This window comes from Pseudomonas sp. 203-8 (assembly GCF_020708595.1).
Lineage (GTDB): Bacteria > Pseudomonadota > Gammaproteobacteria > Pseudomonadales > Pseudomonadaceae > Pseudomonas > Pseudomonas aeruginosa.
Map to the genome: position 1 here is coordinate 484,892 of NZ_JAJFDF010000001.1, position 17,111 is coordinate 502,002.

General features: G+C 67.3%; 12 protein-coding genes. 6 read left to right on the forward strand and 6 right to left on the reverse strand.

The window, feature by feature from the left end; genetic code table 11:
• Positions 1-81: 81 nt before the first annotated feature.
• From LJF27_RS02160 to LJF27_RS02170, 3 genes are all read right to left on the reverse strand, one after another.
• The gene (locus LJF27_RS02160) at positions 82-1,476 is read right to left on the reverse strand and encodes a DUF3999 domain-containing protein (RefSeq protein WP_003146454.1); all 1,395 of its coding nucleotides are present in this window, start codon (positions 1,474-1,476) and stop codon (positions 82-84) included.
• A complete protein-coding gene (locus tag LJF27_RS02165) occupies positions 1,473-5,078 on the reverse strand; it encodes a DUF2339 domain-containing protein (protein WP_023116810.1) in 3,606 nt (1,201 codons plus the stop codon). The genes LJF27_RS02160 and LJF27_RS02165 overlap by 4 nt, the downstream gene beginning before the upstream one ends.
• 138 nt (positions 5,079-5,216) lie before the next feature.
• Entirely contained in the window at positions 5,217-5,801 is a 585-nt protein-coding gene (locus LJF27_RS02170; protein WP_003114471.1) for an SAM-dependent methyltransferase, read from the reverse strand.
• 83 nt (positions 5,802-5,884) lie between these two features.
• On the opposite strand from LJF27_RS02170, the gene LJF27_RS02175 reads away from it, so the two are divergent.
• Positions 5,885-6,310 (forward strand): helix-turn-helix domain-containing protein, encoded by a 426-nt coding sequence (locus LJF27_RS02175; protein ID WP_003114472.1) that lies wholly within the window; start codon positions 5,885-5,887, stop codon positions 6,308-6,310.
• An 83-nt stretch (positions 6,311-6,393) separates the two neighbouring features.
• Here LJF27_RS02175 and typA read toward each other — a convergent pair whose 3' ends face one another.
• Both typA and thiI read right to left on the reverse strand, forming a co-directional pair.
• On the reverse strand, positions 6,394-8,211 hold the full coding sequence (gene typA, locus LJF27_RS02180; RefSeq protein ID WP_003096009.1) for a translational GTPase TypA: 1,818 nt from the start codon (positions 8,209-8,211) through the stop codon (positions 6,394-6,396).
• Between the two features lie 216 nt (positions 8,212-8,427).
• Positions 8,428-9,882 (reverse strand): tRNA uracil 4-sulfurtransferase ThiI, encoded by a 1,455-nt coding sequence (gene thiI / locus LJF27_RS02185; protein ID WP_023116811.1) that lies wholly within the window; start codon positions 9,880-9,882, stop codon positions 8,428-8,430.
• 336 nt (positions 9,883-10,218) lie between these two features.
• Between thiI and glnA the strand changes: the two genes are divergently transcribed.
• Positions 10,219-11,628: a glutamate--ammonia ligase gene (gene glnA, locus LJF27_RS02190; protein ID WP_003096016.1), complete on the forward strand. Its 1,410-nt coding sequence runs from the start codon at positions 10,219-10,221 to the stop codon at positions 11,626-11,628.
• Positions 11,629-11,775: 147 nt separating this feature from the next.
• Positions 11,776-12,180, forward strand: coding sequence for a hypothetical protein (locus LJF27_RS02195; RefSeq protein ID WP_003114473.1), 405 nt, complete (start codon positions 11,776-11,778; stop codon positions 12,178-12,180).
• Here the strand turns inward: LJF27_RS02195 and LJF27_RS02200 are convergent.
• A complete protein-coding gene (locus tag LJF27_RS02200) occupies positions 12,177-14,384 on the reverse strand; it encodes a mechanosensitive ion channel family protein (RefSeq protein ID WP_003111156.1) in 2,208 nt (735 codons plus the stop codon). The genes LJF27_RS02195 and LJF27_RS02200 overlap by 4 nt on opposite strands.
• Positions 14,385-14,671: 287 nt before the next feature.
• Between LJF27_RS02200 and LJF27_RS02205 the strand changes: the two genes are divergently transcribed.
• From LJF27_RS02205 to ntrB, 3 genes are all read left to right on the forward strand, one after another.
• Positions 14,672-15,193, forward strand: coding sequence for a DUF4124 domain-containing protein (locus tag LJF27_RS02205; protein ID WP_003104660.1), 522 nt, complete (start codon positions 14,672-14,674; stop codon positions 15,191-15,193).
• Positions 15,190-15,762, forward strand: a complete 573-nt coding sequence (locus tag LJF27_RS02210) for a DUF4124 domain-containing protein (protein ID WP_003114474.1) — start codon at positions 15,190-15,192, stop codon at positions 15,760-15,762. The genes LJF27_RS02205 and LJF27_RS02210 overlap by 4 nt, the downstream gene beginning before the upstream one ends.
• 270 nt (positions 15,763-16,032) lie before the next feature.
• On the forward strand, positions 16,033-17,109 hold the full coding sequence (gene ntrB, locus LJF27_RS02215; RefSeq protein ID WP_003096033.1) for a two-component system sensor histidine kinase NtrB: 1,077 nt from the start codon (positions 16,033-16,035) through the stop codon (positions 17,107-17,109).
• The last annotated feature ends 2 nt before the right edge of the window (positions 17,110-17,111 follow it).

The window sequence follows — 17,111 nt, forward strand, 5'->3', positions numbered from 1 at the left end:
GTCGGGCCGCCGCGTCGTCGGCATGCGCCCCGGGGCCCGTCATAAAGCCTCCTCAGCCGAACAGCATAGCGCGGAACCGGCTCATGGCTTGTTCGGCGAGGAACGCAGCAGGCTCATTGCCATTATTACCAGCAGAGCGACCCCCAGCAGAAGTACCGCCCACAGGCCGATCTTCTTCCAGTCGCTACCCGGTGCCGGCGCCGCGACCGCCATGGCCACCTCCAGCGGTTCGCCCAGGCTGGCGCTACCCAGGGTGGCGCGCTTGCTCTCGGTATAGCCGGGAATCAGTACGCCGAGCGGCAGCGCCGCCGACTGCGCGCCGGGCTTGCCGAACGCCAGCCGGTACGGCGGGCTGCCGCGCACCAGGAACACCAGTTCGCTGGCCGGCAGGCCGACACTCAGGGACGGGACCTCCGGGCCCAGGCCGGTACCTCGTTGGTCCACCTGCAGACGCAGCTCGCGCACCGCCCAGCCCGGCAGTTCCAGCTCGTTCTGCTGTACGTTGCGGCCGTCGATCGGCAGCCGGTAGAGAACCCCGCGTGCCAGGCTGCTCCAGGCGGCCTCCCGGCGCGGCGAAGCGTTCTCCGTACGATCACGGCCGGACAGTTCCACCGGGACGATGGTGTGGGTCAGCGCCTGCTCCAGGGACACCCGCACCCGCTGCAACGGCAACGCCAGCGGCAACTGCCAGCGGTACTCGCCGTCCCCCGCCTGGCGCCCGGCCAGCGGCTCGGACCAGATCATCGGCGCCGGCTCGGTGCTCCGCGTGCTGCCTTGCAGGCGGGCGCCTTGGAGGTCTGCCGCGGTTGCCCCGGCCGGCCAGGCCAGACGCAGGTAGCGGGCCTGGCGGCCGGGAAGCTTGACCTCGCTGACGTCGATGCGTTCGCCGTTGAAGGTCAAGCGGGCGATCTGTCCGTCACCCCAGGCCTGCCAATGCTCGAGGTCGTCGCTGGCTTCCACGGAGAAGCGCTGGAAGCCCTCCTCCGGGCTGCTCCAGTCCAGCCGCAGGCGCTCCAGGGGAAACGTCACCGCGCTCGCGTCGATCAGCCAGCCGCGCAAAGTCTCGGCAGCCGGCCCGGCGTTTTCCGGCAGCACCTCGACTATGGTGCCGCTGGTGTTGCGCTGCACCCGCAGGTTCGGTTGCGTCGCGTCGGCGGCGGACGTGCCTCGCAACGGGAACAGCCGCACCTCGGCCTCATGCGGCGTGCTGGCCTGGCGCTCGCTGCCGGCCACCAGGGCGTAGGGCAAGGCCTCGCCTTCGGCATCGAAGACCCGCAGGTCGCGCAGGTCGGCATGGGCAGCCGACAACTGCACGCTCATCGGGATGCTCAGGCGATACCAGGGACCTTCGCCCTGCAGCGACAGCGCCACCTGGCGGCTGAAACCTTCGGCAGACTCCTTCGCCGACAGCGGCAGGGACAGGCAGGCGCCCAGCAGGAGCAGGCCGGCGGTTCTGAACGAAAAGGAGCGCGTCATGGCTGCTCGGCCTCCGATGCGACCTCGGCGCGACGCGGAGGCAAGGGTGAGAAGTAGCCGACGACCAGCAACAGGACGCCGACCCCGATGAAGGAGATGATTCGCTCCAGGCTGCCACTGTTGCCCAGCTCGACGAAGAACAGCTTGACCACCACGACGCCGACCAGCGCCGCGCCGACCATCCACAGGTCGCGCCGGCCGAGACGGGTACCGGCGATGGTCAGGCCCAGCGCACAGAGCGTCCAGACCAGCGACAGCCCCGCCTGCACCAGCATCGACGCGGCCAGCGCCTCGGCCTGGAACGGTACGCCGGCCAGGTGGTGCGCGGCGCGGCACACCGCCAGGGTCAGCAGGGCGAACAGCGAGGCGCCGGCCAACGCCTGGCGCCCCAGGCGCGCGCTGGCATTGCCATCGACGAGCGAGGCCAGGCTGGCGTCGCTCCAGCGGTAGAGGGCGAACAGCACGATCAGCAGCCCCAGTTCCAGCGGGTTGGCCAGCGGCAGGTAAGGCAGCGGCTCGGCAGCGCCGTCGCTGAGCAGGTTGGCGCTCCAGAACCAGCCGAGCAGCAACAGCGCCACCGGCGCAGCGGCGAGCAGCCGATACTCCCGCGGGAAGTCGCGCAGCGGCCAGGGCAGGCTCCGCCCGCCAGCCACCAGCAGCAGGTAGGCGCTCGGGACCAACGCCCAGCCCAGCCAACGCCAGGCGTTGTACTGTTCGGCGAGCAGGGCGAACAGGTAGCGCAGCTCCAGCGCCAGCACCCCGAGCAACAGCCAGCAACCGAGCACATGGGCGACGCTCAGGGCCTTCGCCGGCAGCAGCGGGGCAAGGCGTCGCAGCGACAGCAGGTGCGTGGCGAACAGCAGCGGCCAGGCCAGCCAGCCGAATTCGCCGAACGGCTGGTAATCGAAACGCCAGGCACTGGCCAGGGCCAACAGCGCCACCGGGACCAGCGCCAGGCACAGCAGGGCCAGTTCGCGCCAGCGCTCGCGCAGCGCCAGCAGCATCCACGACGCCACTGTCGCCGCGGCCACCAGCAGCAACGCATGCTCGCGCAGGCCATAAGGCACGAAGCGGACGGTTTCGCACAGCGCGGTCAGCGCCCACCAGCCGGCTCCCCAGAGCAGCAGCAAGTGCGACAGCTCGGCCAGGCCGAGGGTACCGATACCCAGCGCCCGCTCGCGCTCGCCGGCGCGGCGCAGCCGCCAGGCGCCGACCAGCGCCGCCAGGGCCAGCACTGCCGGCGTCCAGAACCCGGAATGGGCCAGGGGCCGCAGGCCTTCGCCGCTCAGCGAGCCGAACAGCGACGGCCCGGCGAGGAGGAACGCCAGGCCGCCCACTACCTGCAAGGCGAGGCCGAAGTAGAAGCTCAGGCGCTGGCGCAGCACCAGGCTCAGCCAGATGATCAGCAGCCCGCTACCGGCCCATACCGCGCTGGCGCTGCGCCAAGGCAGGACGAACAGCACTGCCAGGTTGACGAACGCCAGACCGGCCAGCAGCACCAGGCTCAAGCCCATGAGCAGCCGACTGTCGTCCTTCACCAGCGGGTCGCGCGCCGCCAGCAGCATGCCGCCGATCAGCGCCAGGCCAATCAGCGAGGCGGTCATCAAGCCACGCCAGCCCGAGTCGAATACCCCACCCTGGCCATCGCCGCCCTGCAAATGCAGGAGGAACAGCGCACCGCCCAGCAGTTGCACGGCGAAGGCGCAGAACAGGAAGGTACGCGAGCCCAGGCGCAAGCCGGCGAACAAGCTCGCCAGGCCGGCCACGGCCCAGGCGATGGCGGTGCCGTCGACGGCCAGGCAGAGCGGTGCGACCAGGTAGAGGAAGGCCAGGCCGGCGGCCGCCAGCAACGGCCGGCAGGCCGGCTCCCAGTCGGCCAGCACTTTCGCCGGCGCGCGACGCAGCTGCCAGAAGCTGAACAGCGCCGCCGCACCGAGCATCAGCGCGCCCAGCGGCGAACCCTCCAGCAACGTCGTCTCACCCGGCCGCACGCCATTCAGATAGGCCAACGCCGCACCGCCCTGCAGCAGCAGAGCGAAGATCCGCGCCAGGCGGCGTTGCTGGTGCAGGCCGAGCCAGTATATGCCGGCGCCCTCGACCGCCCAGGCGGCCGAGGTCCAGCGCGCGTCCAGGCCGAGCGGAATGGCCAGGGTGCCGAAGACCACCCCCAGCGCCAGGCAGATTTCCACCAGCAGGCTGGTGCGTCCGGCCGAAGCATGGCCGCGCAGCACCCGCGCCAGGACCATGTAGAAGAGCCCCAGGGCCAGGGCGCTGAAGGCCATGCCGAAGTCGATGTGGCCGATCACCGCGCATTGCAGGCCGAACCCCACCAGCGGCGGACCGAACAGCACGGTGGCGTCGATGTAGTCGGCCTGTCGCGCCGACCAGCGCAGCAGTTCGCCGCGCTCGGCAGGCGCCTGCGCGGCCTCCAGCAGCTTGCGGCGGGCGAAGAGCAGGCCGATCCCGACGTACATCAGGAAGAACAGGGCCAGGAACGGCTCGGTGCTGGCGAACAGCTCCGGTGTATAGGAGCGCAGTCCCCAGGCGAAACCGATGCCGAAGGTGCCGACGAAGCCGACCAGGTTGAGCGGCCGCCAGGCGCGGAACCAGGCGATGGCGAAGATGCCGGCGTTGAGCAGGGCGAAGTAGCTGAACAGCGCTACATGGTTGCCGCTGCCGGTGGAGGTCAGGATCGGCGCGGCGAAGCCGCCGAGCGCCGCCACCACCGCCAGGCCCATGGCGTTCTGCAGCACGGCGAGGATCGCCGAGCAGATCGTCACCACCACCAGCAGGGCCAGCGCCGCGCCGGGAGAGATCAGCGGATGCAGGCGCATGGCGGCGAAGATGGTCAGGTACAGCACCGCGATACCGGTGCCTTGCAGGATCAGGCCGTAGGCGGCGCGCCGCTCGCGCAACCACCAGCCGACGCCGAGCAGCGCCATCGCTGCCAGCGCCACCCCGGCGTAGCGGTACTCCACCGGCACCGCCACCCGTTCCGAGGCATAGCGCAGGAGGAAGGCCAGGCCGATGAACAGCAGCACCACGCCGATGCGCAATACCGTGTTGCCGCCGAACAGCCAGCCCTTGGCCGCGGCGAAGCCACGCTCGACCAGCGAGGGTTCGCGTGGAGGCGCTGGAGGGGCGGCACGGCGCGGCGCTGGCTGGGCGTCAGGCTGGAACGCCGGCTGACGCTCGATGGGCTGGACGGGTTCGGGGGGACGAGGCGGAGGCGGCGCAGCCTCGACGGCCGGTAGCTCGATGTCCCAGTCCAGCGGCGGGGCAACCTCGGCGGGAGGAGCGGGAGGCGTGTCTGCGAGCGGCTGGTCGATGCCGGCGGCCGGCTCGGGAACGCTTTCGGGAAGGTCCTGCGCCTGGCGCTCCACGCGCAGCAAGCGCTGGTGGATGACCTCGGTGCCGCGCTCGAAGCGTTCGGCGAATTCGCTCATCTGCTTGCGCAGGCGCTCGTTCTGTTGCGCCAGGTTCTGCAGCGAGACGGCCTGTCCCAGGGCCAGGCCGGAAAGGCCGCCGAGGAGGGCGCCGACCAGCGATTCCCCGGCGAAGCCGCCGAGGATCAGGCCCACCAGCATGAAAATCCATTGCATGCGTCGAATCCTTGATCAAGAGGTACCACGATCCACTGATACCTGCCCTGGCCATCCTGCCAGAGCGGAACCCGCGCCGGGAGTATACAGCCCGCATTCCAGAGATTCGACGCATTCCGACGCCCGCCCCGTGGCGAGCTACCTCTTCCTGGCGATGAACTGGACCACGCAGGCCGCGCCGGTGTGGAAACGGCCCTCGACCACCTCGCGCTCGATTTCCCGCGCCAGCAGCACTTCGCACTCCGGCAGCTCAGCCTCCAGCGCCGCACGGCTCACCAGCATGTCGACGTCCGCCGGGCCGCCGGTGCCGCGGCCGAGCTGTTCCGGCCGATAGGCCTCCAGCAGGAAGAGACCGCCCGGTCGCAGCGAACGCTCCAGCAGGCGGTTGAGTCTGCCGCGCACGCGACTGGGCAGGTGCGCGAAGATCGACACCACCGCGCCGAACGCCGCTGCCGGCGGTTCGTAGTCCGCCAGGTCGACCACCAGGGTGTCGATCGACACGCCTTTCGCCTCGGCCAGCCGGCGCGCCTTGGCCAGGCCGACGGTGGAGCCGTCCACGCCAAGCACCTCCAGCCCCAGCGAAGCGAGGAACACCGCGTTGCGCCCCTCGCCCTCGGCGACGCTCAGCACCGGCCCGGCCAGCCGCTGCGCATGCTCCTTCAGGAAAGCGTTGGGTTCGGTTCCGTAGACATACTCTTCGGCGGCATAGCGTTCGTCCCACATGAGGTTCACCTCGTCTGTATTTCGTCACGGCCCAGGTGCCGAAACGCTAGTCTTCCACTTCAAGTCGACTTGAGGTCAAGGGCATGCGGCAACTGGACATAGGCGAGGTCGCGCGACGATCCGGGGTACCGGCCTCGACCCTGCGCTACTACGAGGAAAAGGGACTGATCGCCTCCAGCGGCCGGCACGGCCTGCGCCGGCTGTTCGATGCAGGCGTGCTGGAGCGGCTGGCGCTGATCGGGCTGGGCCGCGCCGCCGGGTTGTCGCTGGACGAGATTGCCGGCATGGGCGCAGCCGACGGCGCGCTGCGGATCGACCGCGCGGCGCTGGCGGCCAAGGCCGACGAACTGGACCGGACGATCCGCCGCCTCGCCGCCATGCGCGACGGCCTGCGGCATGCCGCGGCCTGTCCGGCGCGCGAGCACATGGACTGCCCGACGTTCCGCCGCTTGCTGCGGGCCGCTGCCGCGGGGGCCATCAAGCCACGCCGGAAAGCGCCCGGCGCATAGCAAAACGGCCGGCAGGCCGGGCACCCCTGCCCTGCCTGCCGGCCGCGAGGCACGCCGTTGCGGCGCGCCGGTACGGCAACGGTTTAGACCTTGCTGCGCTCGTAGCGCTTGCGGTCGTTCTCGTTGAGCATCTTCTTGCGCAGGCGGATCGACTTCGGCGTCACTTCCACCAGCTCGTCGTCGGCGATGAACTCCAGCGCCTGCTCGAGGGTGAAGCGGATCGGCGGAACCAGGGCGATGACTTCGTCCTTGCCGGAAGCGCGCATGTTGTCGAGCTTCTTGCCCTTGGTCGGGTTGATCACCAGGTCGTTGTCACGGCTGTTGATGCCGGCCAACTGGCCTTCGTAGATTTCGTCGCCCGGGCCGAGGAACAGCTTGCCGCGGCTCTGCAGGGTCTCCAGCGAGTAGGTCAGCGCGGTGCCGGTGGCCATGGAGACCAGTACGCCGTTCTGGCGGTTGCTGACTTCGCCGGCCTTGATCGGACCGTAGTGGCTGAAGGTCGAGGTCAGGATGCCGGTGCCCGAGGTCAGGGTCAGGAAGTTGTTGCGGAAGCCGATCAGGCCGCGCGCCGGAATGGTGTACTCCAGGCGCACGCGGCCCTTGCCGTCGGGAATCATGTTGCTCAGGTCGCCCTTGCGCAGGCCCATCTGCTCCATCACCGAGCCCTGGTGCTGCTCCTCGATGTCGATGGTGACGTTCTCGTAGGGCTCCTGCTTCTCGCCGTCCTTCTCGATGATCACCACTTCCGGGCGGCCCACGGCCAGCTCGAAGCCTTCGCGGCGCATGGTCTCGATCAGTACCGACAGGTGCAGTTCGCCACGGCCGGAAACCTTGAACTTCTCCGGGCTGTCGCCCGGCTCGACGCGCAGCGCCACGTTATGCAGCAGTTCCTTCTCCAGGCGCTCCTTGATGTTGCGGCTGGTGACGAACTTGCCTTCGCGGCCGGCGAACGGCGAATCGTTGACCTGGAAGGTCATGCTCACGGTCGGCTGGTCGACGGTCAGCGGCGGCAGCGCCTCGACGTTCTGCGGGTCGCACAGGGTATCGGAGATGAACAGCTCCTCCATGCCGCTGACGCAGACGATGTCGCCGGCTTCCGCCTCGGCCACCTCGACGCGCTGCAGGCCGTGGTGGCCCATGATCTTCAGGATGCGGCCGTTGCGCTTGCTGCCGTCGTCGCTGATGGCCACCACCGGGGTGTTGGACTTGACCTTGCCGCGGGTGATGCGGCCGATACCGATCACGCCGAGGAAGCTGTTGTAGTCCAGCTGCGAGATCTGCATCTGGAACGGACCCTCGGTGTCCACCACCGGGGCCGGGACGTGGTCGATGATCGCCTGGAACAGCGCGTCCATGTTGTCGTCCATCTTCTCGTGGTCGAGGCCGGCGATGCCGTTCAGGGCGCTGGCGTAGACGATCGGGAAGTCGAGTTGCTCGTCGGTGGCGCCGAGGTTGTCGAACAGGTCGAAGATCTGGTCGATGACCCAGTCCGGACGCGCGCCCGGGCGGTCGATCTTGTTCACCACCACGATCGGACGCAGGCCGGCCTTGAAGGCCTTCTGGGTCACGAAGCGGGTCTGCGGCATGGGGCCGTCCTGGGCGTCGACCACCAGCAGCACGGAGTCGACCATCGACATCACGCGCTCCACCTCGCCGCCGAAGTCGGCGTGACCGGGGGTGTCGACGATGTTGATGTTGTAGCCGTTCCACTTGATCGCGGTGTTCTTCGCCAGGATGGTGATGCCACGCTCTTTTTCCTGGTCGTTGGAGTCCATCACCCGCTCGCTTTCCGCTTCTTTGCGGTCGAGGGTGCCGGACAGCTTCAGCAGCTTGTCCACCAGGGTGGTCTTGCCATGGTCGACGTGGGCGATGATGGCGATGTTGCGCAGATTTTCGATCACAAGTCTTGTCTCGTTTAACGCCCGAAGCGCGGCTTCGCGGCGGTGGTGGGGTCGGACAGGGCGGCGCCCGACACGACAGGCTTCTTCAATTAAGGGGCGGGCAGCAGGCGGACGCTGCCCCGGTCCGGCCGGCACGCCGAAGGGCGGGCATCGGCCTAGGCGGCGGACGTGTCGGGAGGACGGTGGCGGATGCTGCCGCCGAACAAGCCCGGCTGCTTAAGCCGGACGATAAACACGCACATTGGTGTGCCCCTCGTTGAGCAGGTGATGGGCATGCAGGCGGCTCATCACCCCTTTGTCGCAATACAGGAGGTACTGGCGGTTGGCGTCCAGTTCCTTGAAGCGGCTGTTGATCGCGTAGAACGGCAGCGCCTGGACTTCGACGCCTTCCAGGGCCAGGGGTTCGTCTTCCTGGGCATCAGGATGGCGGATATCGATGACAATCTGACCGGGCAGCACCTCGCCGACCTCTTCCACCTGCAGGTCCTGGCCGAGTTCGTCGATCACCCGGTCGACGGTGCGCTGGGTGGCGCGCTCCAGGGCGCGCTCGAGCACCGCCATGTCGAATTTCGACTCTTCGTGCTCGACGCGGTAGGGCTTGGCCTGGGTGGTCGGGTTCACCGAGATCACCCCGCAGTATTCCGGCATGTGCCGGGCGAACTCGGCGGTGCCGATCTGCCGGGCGGTGTCGATGATGTCCTGCTTGTGGCTGACGATCAGCGGGCGCAGCACCAGGGTGTCGGTAACCCGGTCGATCACCGAGAGGTTCGGCAGGGTCTGGCTGGACACCTGGGAGATCGCCTCGCCGGTCACCAGCGCGTCCAGCTCCAGGCGCTCGGCCACGCGGCTGGCGGCGCGCAGCATCATGCGCTTGAGGGTCACGCCCATATAGCTGTCGTCGACCTTGGTGAGGATCTCGCCGACCACTTCCTCGAACGGCACGCTGACGAACAGCACGCGCTGCGAGCGGCCGTACTTCTCCCACAGGTAGTGGGCGACTTCCATCACCCCCAATTCGTGGGCGCGCCCGCCGAGGTTGAAGAACACGAAGTGGCTGATCATCCCGCGGCGCATCATCTGGTAGGCCGCCACGGTCGAGTCGAAGCCGCCGGACATCAGCACCAGCACTTGCTCCAGCGCGCCCAGCGGATAGCCGCCCAGGCCCGGATGCTGGCGATGGATGACGAACAGGCGGTCGAAGCGGATTTCCATCCGCACCTCGACCTCCGGCTGCTTCAGGTCGATCCCGGCAGCCCCGCATTCGCGGCGCAGGCCGCTGCCGACGTAACGTTCCACCTCCATCGAGGTGAACGCGTGCTTGCCGGCGCGCTTGCAGCGCACGGCGAAGGTCTTGCCGGCCAACTGGTCGCCGAAATGCGCCTTGCACTTGGCGAGGATGTCGTCGAAATCGCCCAGCGGATACTCGTGGACCTCGAGGAAATGACCGATGCCCGGGGTGCAGGTCAGGCGCTCGATCATCTCGCGCCTGGCCTTGGCGTCGACCACGGCGGTCTCTACCTCCAGGTTGTCCCACTCGCCCTCGACCTTCAGCTCCGGGTCCAGGTCGCGCAGCACCGCGCGGATGTTCTTCGCCAACTGCCGGATGAAGCGCTTGCGCACCGGCCGGCTCTTGATGGTGATTTCCTGGAAGGTCTTGACGATGAGTTTCATGCGAGGGACGCGAACGCGCGGGGCGACGGAAAAAAAGGGGCGGAATTATATCTGAAATTGCTCACGTATTGAGCAGAAATATGCACAGTTATTTTTGCTGCACCAAAATGGAATGATGCACCAACATGGAGCACCATAACGGTGCACCCGAAGGCCGCCCAGCTACCCTGAAGAAGACCTGGCCCCGCCAAACATGGGGCCCTGCCCGATTCCGGGCACTGGCACGCAACTTGCTCACTTGTGAGGCAGGTTGCCCTGGCGGAGTATTCCGGCCGGCATCACCCGATACTGGGGCACAGAAAAAGCTCCCAGCTCTAATCCCTCCTGGAGGACAGCATGTCGTACAAGTCGCACCAACTGATCAAAGACCATGACGTGAAGTGGGTAGACCTGCGCTTCACCGATACCAAGGGCAAGCAGCAACACGTCACCATGCCGGCTCGCGACGCGCTGGACGATGAGTTCTTCGAAGCCGGCAAGATGTTCGACGGCTCCTCCATCGCCGGCTGGAAAGGCATCGAAGCCTCCGACATGATCCTGATGCCGGACGACAGCACCGCCGTCCTCGATCCGTTCACCGAAGAGCCGACCCTGATCCTGGTCTGCGACATCATCGAGCCGAGCACCATGCAAGGCTACGAGCGCGACCCGCGCAACATCGCCAAGCGCGCCGAGGAGTACCTGAAGTCCACCGGCATCGGCGACACCGTGTTCGTCGGCCCGGAGCCGGAGTTCTTCATCTTCGACGAAGTGAAGTTCAAGTCCGACATCTCCGGCTCGATGTTCAAGATCTTCTCCGAGCAGGCTTCCTGGAACACCGACGCCGACATCGAGTCCGGCAACAAGGGCCATCGCCCGGGCGTGAAGGGCGGCTACTTCCCGGTACCGCCGGTCGACCACGACCATGAAATCCGCACCGCCATGTGCAACGCCCTGGAAGAAATGGGCCTGGTGGTCGAAGTCCACCACCACGAAGTGGCAACCGCCGGCCAGAACGAGATCGGCGTGAAGTTCAACACCCTGGTCGCCAAGGCCGACGAAGTGCAGACCCTGAAGTACTGCGTGCACAACGTCGCCGACGCCTACGGCAAGACCGTGACCTTCATGCCGAAGCCGCTGTACGGCGACAACGGCTCGGGCATGCACGTGCACATGTCGATCTCCAAGGACGGCAAGAACACCTTCGCCGGCGAAGGCTATGCCGGCCTGTCCGAGACCGCCCTGTACTTCATCGGCGGCATCATCAAGCACGGCAAGGCCCTGAACGGCTTCACCAACCCCTCGACCAACTCCTACAAGCGCCTGGTCCCGGGCTTCGAAGCTCCGGTGATGCTGGCCTACTCGGCGCGCAACCGTTCCGCCTCGATCCGTATCCCCTACGTATCCAGCCCGAAGGCCCGCCGTATCGAAGCGCGCTTCCCGGACCCGGCAGCCAACCCCTACCTGGCCTTCGCCGCGCTGCTGATGGCCGGCCTGGACGGCATCCAGAACAAGATCCACCCCGGCGATGCCGCCGACAAGAACCTGTACGACCTGCCGCCGGAAGAGGCGAAGGAAATCCCGCAGGTTTGCGGCAGCCTGAAAGAGGCGCTGGAAGAACTCGACAAGGGCCGCGCGTTCCTGACCAAGGGCGGCGTGTTCACCGACGAGTTCATCGATGCCTACATCGAGCTGAAGAGCGAAGAAGAGATCAAGGTGCGCACCTTCGTGCACCCGCTGGAATACGACCTGTACTACAGCGTCTGATCCACCCTTTCCTATAACAACGAGTCACCCTCTTGAGGCCTCCTTCGGGAGGCCTTTTTTATGGGCCGGCCCATGGAGAAACGCAAAGTTCGCCGCGCCGTTCGGTTAGACTTGCCGCGCTCCCCGCCCCAAGGATAAGGACCGTCCATGCGTCACTCTCTCTGGCTCCTGCTTGCCGCCATCCTCAGCCTGCCCGCCCAGGCCGGCACCGAATGCCGCGATATCCACGACCGCGACCTGCGGCGCATGTGCAACGCACTGGAACGCGGCGACAGCGGGGATTGCGGCGACATCGACAGCCGCGACATGCGGCGTTACTGCGGCGCGCTGCTGGCGCCGGGACAGCGCTACGACTGCGACGACATCCGCGACGGCGACACGCGCCGCCAGTGCCGCGCCATCGTCCGCGGCGACCGCAAGCGCTGCGACGACATCGACAGCCGCGACATGCGCCGCCAGTGCAGGGCCGTGGTATCGCGTGCGCCGTGGCAGTGCGACGGCATCGACGACCGCGACATGCGCCGCATCTGCCGGGTCATCCTGTCGCGCTAGATGCCGCCGTCCGCCGGCGTGCCCTGCTCGTCCGGTTCCGCGGATTTCGCCTTGGGCGCCCGGCTCAACTGTACGTTGAGACGCGGCATGGACAGTTCGAGGCCGGCCTGGTCGAGGCGCCGACGCAGGCGCAGGTTGAACGCCCGCTGGACCTCCCACTGCTTGATCGGCGCGGTCTTGAAGCGGAAGCGCAGGATCGCCTGGCCGTTGTCGAAACTCTCCACGCCCTGCAATTCCATCGGCGACCACAGGTTGCGGTAGACCGCCGGGTCGCTGCGCAGCTCCATCGCGACCTCGCGCACCAGCGCCACCGCGTCGTCGATCGGCATGCTCGCCGGCACCGGCCAGCGGAACATCGCGTAGCCGAACTGGCGCGAGTAGTTCTTGATGCTCTTGATCTCGCTGAACGGGATGGTATGCACCACGCCGTCCAGGTCGCGCAGGCGCACGGTACGGATAGTCAGGCCCTCGACCGTGCCAAGGTGGCCGCCGACGTCGACGTAGTCGTCGATCGACAGCGAGTCCTCGATGATGATGAACAGGCCGGTGATCAGGTCCGCCACCAGCGACTGCGCACCGAAGCCGATGGCCAGGCCGATCACGCCGGCACCGGCCAGCAGCGGGGTGACGTTCATGCCCATGTTGGCCAGGGCGACGATCAGGGCGATCACCGCGATGGTGGCGAACAGCACGTTGCGGATCAGCGGCAGCATGGTCAGCGCGCGGGTGTTCGGCCGGCTCTTGCCGCCCAGGCCGAGGCTGTGCTGGATCGCGGTATCGGTGAGGATCCAGATCAGCCAGGCGACCAGCAGGGTGGTGCCGAAGCTGACTACCTTCATGCTGATCTGCTCGCCCTCGCCTTCCGCATAGCGAATCAGCGACATGCCCCAGACGCGCAAGGCGACCTCGATGAAGAACAGCACCACGAAGATGTGCAGCAGGGTGTAGCCGAAGCTCTGCAACTGCTCGATGTACGGCGCGCTGCGGCGCGGGCCGGCGCCGACCCGACTGGAACGGCGGCGGATCAGCCCGATCACGGTCATCGCCACCACCGCCAGCACCGCGCAGACCAGCGCCCGGCGCAACGCCGAACTGCTGTCGCCGGCGGAAACGAAGGTGGCGAACAGGGAAATCCCCACCAGCACCAGCACCGGCACGAACCACAGCGAGCCGACCAGTTGCACCAGGTCGTGCAGGCTACGGCGCTTGAGGCGGCGCTCCAGCGGCTGGTTGCGGATCAGGTGGGCGATCGGCCGGCGGAAACGCATCACGAACAAGGCGGTGAACAGCGCGGCGCTGGCGTTGGCCAGGGTACTCAGGCAGATCGAGGTGTGCTCGCCGAGGCCGGCGATCAGCCGCGGATCGTGGGCGACCTCGCCCAGCGCGGCGAGGCTGCCGATCAGCCACAACGGGCGGAACGCCTGGCGCCGCAGGATATCCAGGGCGCGCTGGCGGTGCGGGCCGCTGAGCAGCGAGAGGGAAATCACGCACAGCGCGGAGAACAGCGTGCCGCAGACCAGCACATAGGCCATGACCATCGCCAGGGTCTTGCTCAGGGAGTCCGGCAGCACCACCGACAGGTACAGGGTGATGAGGAAGGCCACCAGCCAGGGGCCCAGCTTGCGCAGGGAAAACAGCAGCAGGTCGCGGGTCTTCGGATGCTGCGGCAACTCCGCCGACAGGCCGAAGCGCTCGCGCATGCGCCGGCTGAGCCAGAGCAGCGCGCTGGCCAGGCAGGCCCAGAGGAGGATCACCACCGAAAAATCGAAGACCATCGCCGGCAGGTCGCGCCAGCTGGGAAAGCGCTCCTCGAGTTCGGCACGCGCCAGCTGGAACTGGTTGCCCCATAACGCAACCGGGCTGTTCGCGCCCTGGAACTGCTTTTCCAGGCTGGTCAGGGTATCGCCGATCAGCCCCAGCACCCCACCCTCGCTTTCCTTGCCTTTCTTGGTCACGTCGCGCAGCTGTTTCAGCTTTTTCAGCAGGTCGGCGCGCTGCCTGTCGTTCTCCAGGGTCTGGATGACCTGGTTCAGCGATTGTTCCAACTGCGCATCGCTGACCTTCTCGCCACCGGAGGAACTCCCCGCCAACGGGTTCGGCAGCGCCGCGGCGCCCGGCGGCGAGTAGAACAGAGCGGCGCAGAGGCACAGCAGCAGGGCCGCCAGGACGCGGGAGCGAAGGGTGAAGCGGGCGATGATCGGCACGAGAAAGGCAGTCCCCAAGGTGAGAAACCGAAACAGCCGCATCATACAAGCCGGACACCCGCCGTTTCGAACGGGGCCGCCGGCCGGCGGCGCAAGCACAGACACTCTGGCGCAACGAGGGTTCGCCCCGCCAGTGCCGGCTGAGACGAACGCAGCCGCGCGGCGGGGCACAGCGACCGCCAACGTGCCCCAGCGCACACCTTCGAATACCCGCATGCCGCACAATGCACGGCTTGCCAGCGCGCCGATGCGGTGCAACGCTTGGCAGGTTCACCCGGAGACCGTCCATGCGCCTGATCACCAGCTGCCTGCTCCTGGCCGCCGCCCTGCCGGCCATGGCGCAGATCTACCAATACACCGACGCCAACGGCAACAAGGTATTCACCAACCAGCCGCCAGACGGGGTGCAGGCGCAGACCGTCGAACTGCAGCCGACCAATACCGTAGGAATCGACACGCCGGAAAAGTCCTCCGCGGGCAATGCCCCGGCCGCCGATAGCGAGGCCGCCGCCTACGAGATCCTTGCCCTCAGCGACCTCCCCACGGAAGAGGCGCTGCGCGCCAACAACGGCACCTTCAACGTCAGCGTCAGCATCCGCCCGGCCCTGCACAGCGGCCACCAGTTGCAACTGGTGCTGGACGGCAAACCCTACGGCACGCCCAGCAGCGGCACCCGCTTCACCCTGCACGAGATCGACCGCGGCGACCACAGCCTCGCGGTACAGGTACTCAACGGCGAACGGGTGCTGCAATCCAGCCCGCCGGTGACCTTCACCGTGCAGCGCGTGCACCTCGGGAAGAAGCGATGATCCCGCGCATTCTCGGCGCCCTCCTGCTGTGCCTGGCCTGCGCCGCGCAAGCGGGGGTCTACACCTACATCGACGCCGAGGGCAACCGCGTCTACACCGACCAGCCGCCCAGCGGGCGCAAGGCCCAACGCGTCGAACTGGCGCCGGGCAACAGCGTGGCGCCGCCGGGCATACGCTATCGTCCGCCCGCCGCGCCGCTGGAGGTGAAGCCGCCGGCCTACCAGCTACTGCGCATCCTCTTCCCCGAACCGGACGCAACCCTGCGCGCCAACAGCGGCGACGTCATCGTCACCGTCACCAGCGAGCCGGCGCTGCTGCCCGGCCATCGCTATCGCCTGCTGCTCGACGGCAAGCCTGCCGGAGTGCCGGGACGCAGCCCGGTGTTCCCGTTGAAGAACCTCGATCGCGGCACCCACCAGGTCGCAGTGGAAATCATCGATGGCGACGGCATGACCGTCGAAAGCACCCCGAGCCAGCCCTTCCACCTGCATCGAGTGAGCATCGCCGGGCAACCCCTGCCGGAGGTCGATACGCCGCTGGTCAGCGCGATAGAGCCAAGCGAGCGCTAGCCGAACTTCCCCTGCCCACTCCACGGTGGGCGGGATTTTCCGGTTTATTTCCCGATTCTCCTGGCGAAAACGCCGCCGGCCACGCCAACGCACCAGATTGGTGCGATTACCCGCACCACTTTCTATACTGTCCCCATTTCGGGTCACCGCTCGTCGCCGAAAACCTTCCCGGCGCACCTCTAGCCAGCGCCTCGGCAGAAAAAACGCGCCTTTTCGGCGCCTGGTTTGCTTTTTGCATTTTCCTGCCCAACCTTGGAACAGCTGCCCGCCATGCCGACCGATACCCTGCACCGACTGCTGCTCGACAACCTGACCACCGCGGTGATCCTGCTCAACGGCGAATTGCGCCTGGAGTACATGAACCCGGCGGCGGAGATGCTCCTGGCCGTGAGCGGCCAGCGCAGCCACGGGCAATTCATCAGCGAGCTGTTCACCGAATCGCCGGAAGCCTTGAACTCGCTGCGCCAGGCGGTGGAACAGGCGCATCCGTTCACCAAGCGCGAAGCGACCCTGACCTCGATCACCGGCGTCAGCATCACGGTCGACTATGCGGTGACGCCCATCCTCAACCGCAACGAGACGCTGCTGCTGCTCGAGGTCCATCCGCGCGACCGGCTGATGCGGATCACCCGCGAAGAAGCGCAGTTGTCCAAGCAGGAGACCACCAAGCTGCTGGTGCGCGGGCTCGCCCACGAGATCAAGAACCCGCTCGGCGGCATCCGCGGCGCAGCGCAACTGCTATCCCGCGAGCTGCCGGAAGAGTCGCTGAAGGACTACACCAACGTCATCATCGAAGAAGCCGACCGGTTGCGGAACCTGGTGGACCGCATGCTCGGCTCGAACAAACTGCCGAACCTGGCGCCGACCAACATCCATGAGGTGCTGGAGCGGGTCAGCAGCCTGGTGGAAGCGGAGAGCCAGGGCAGCATCACCCTGGTCCGCGACTACGACCCGAGCATCCCCGACCTGCTGCTCGACCGCGAGCAAATGATCCAGGCCGTGCTCAACATGGTACGCAACGCCATGCAGGCGATCGCCGGGCAGAACGACCTGCGCCTCGGTCGCATCACCCTGCGCAGCCGTACCCTGCGCCAGTTCACCATCGGCCACACGCGTCACCGCCTGGTGTGCAAGGTGGAGATCATCGACAACGGCCCGGGCATCCCGGCCGAGCTCCAGGAAACCATCTTCTACCCCATGGTCAGCGGCCGTCCGGACGGTACCGGACTCGGCCTGGCCATCGCCCAGAACATCATCAGCCAGCACCAGGGGCTGATTGAATGCGAGAGCCACCCCGGCCATACCGTGTTCAGTCTGTTCCTGCCCCTGGAACAAGGAGTGCATTGACC

What these genes read in the sequence shown, in the direction of transcription:
- LJF27_RS02160 (WP_003146454.1), bottom strand. Translation starts at nt 1,476, where the DNA reads ATGACGCGCTCCTTTTCGTTCAGAACCGCCGGCCTGCTCCTGCTGGGC.
- LJF27_RS02165 (WP_023116810.1), bottom strand. Translation starts at nt 5,078, where the DNA reads ATGCAATGGATTTTCATGCTGGTGGGCCTGATCCTCGGCGGCTTCGCC.
- LJF27_RS02170 (WP_003114471.1), bottom strand. Translation starts at nt 5,801, where the DNA reads ATGTGGGACGAACGCTATGCCGCCGAAGAGTATGTCTACGGAACCGAA.
- LJF27_RS02175 (WP_003114472.1), top strand. Translation starts at nt 5,885, where the DNA reads ATGCGGCAACTGGACATAGGCGAGGTCGCGCGACGATCCGGGGTACCG.
- thiI (WP_023116811.1), bottom strand. Translation starts at nt 9,882, where the DNA reads ATGAAACTCATCGTCAAGACCTTCCAGGAAATCACCATCAAGAGCCGG.
- glnA (WP_003096016.1), top strand. Translation starts at nt 10,219, where the DNA reads ATGTCGTACAAGTCGCACCAACTGATCAAAGACCATGACGTGAAGTGG.
- LJF27_RS02195 (WP_003114473.1), top strand. Translation starts at nt 11,776, where the DNA reads ATGCGTCACTCTCTCTGGCTCCTGCTTGCCGCCATCCTCAGCCTGCCC.
- LJF27_RS02205 (WP_003104660.1), top strand. Translation starts at nt 14,672, where the DNA reads ATGCGCCTGATCACCAGCTGCCTGCTCCTGGCCGCCGCCCTGCCGGCC.
- LJF27_RS02210 (WP_003114474.1), top strand. Translation starts at nt 15,190, where the DNA reads ATGATCCCGCGCATTCTCGGCGCCCTCCTGCTGTGCCTGGCCTGCGCC.
- ntrB (WP_003096033.1), top strand. Translation starts at nt 16,033, where the DNA reads ATGCCGACCGATACCCTGCACCGACTGCTGCTCGACAACCTGACCACC.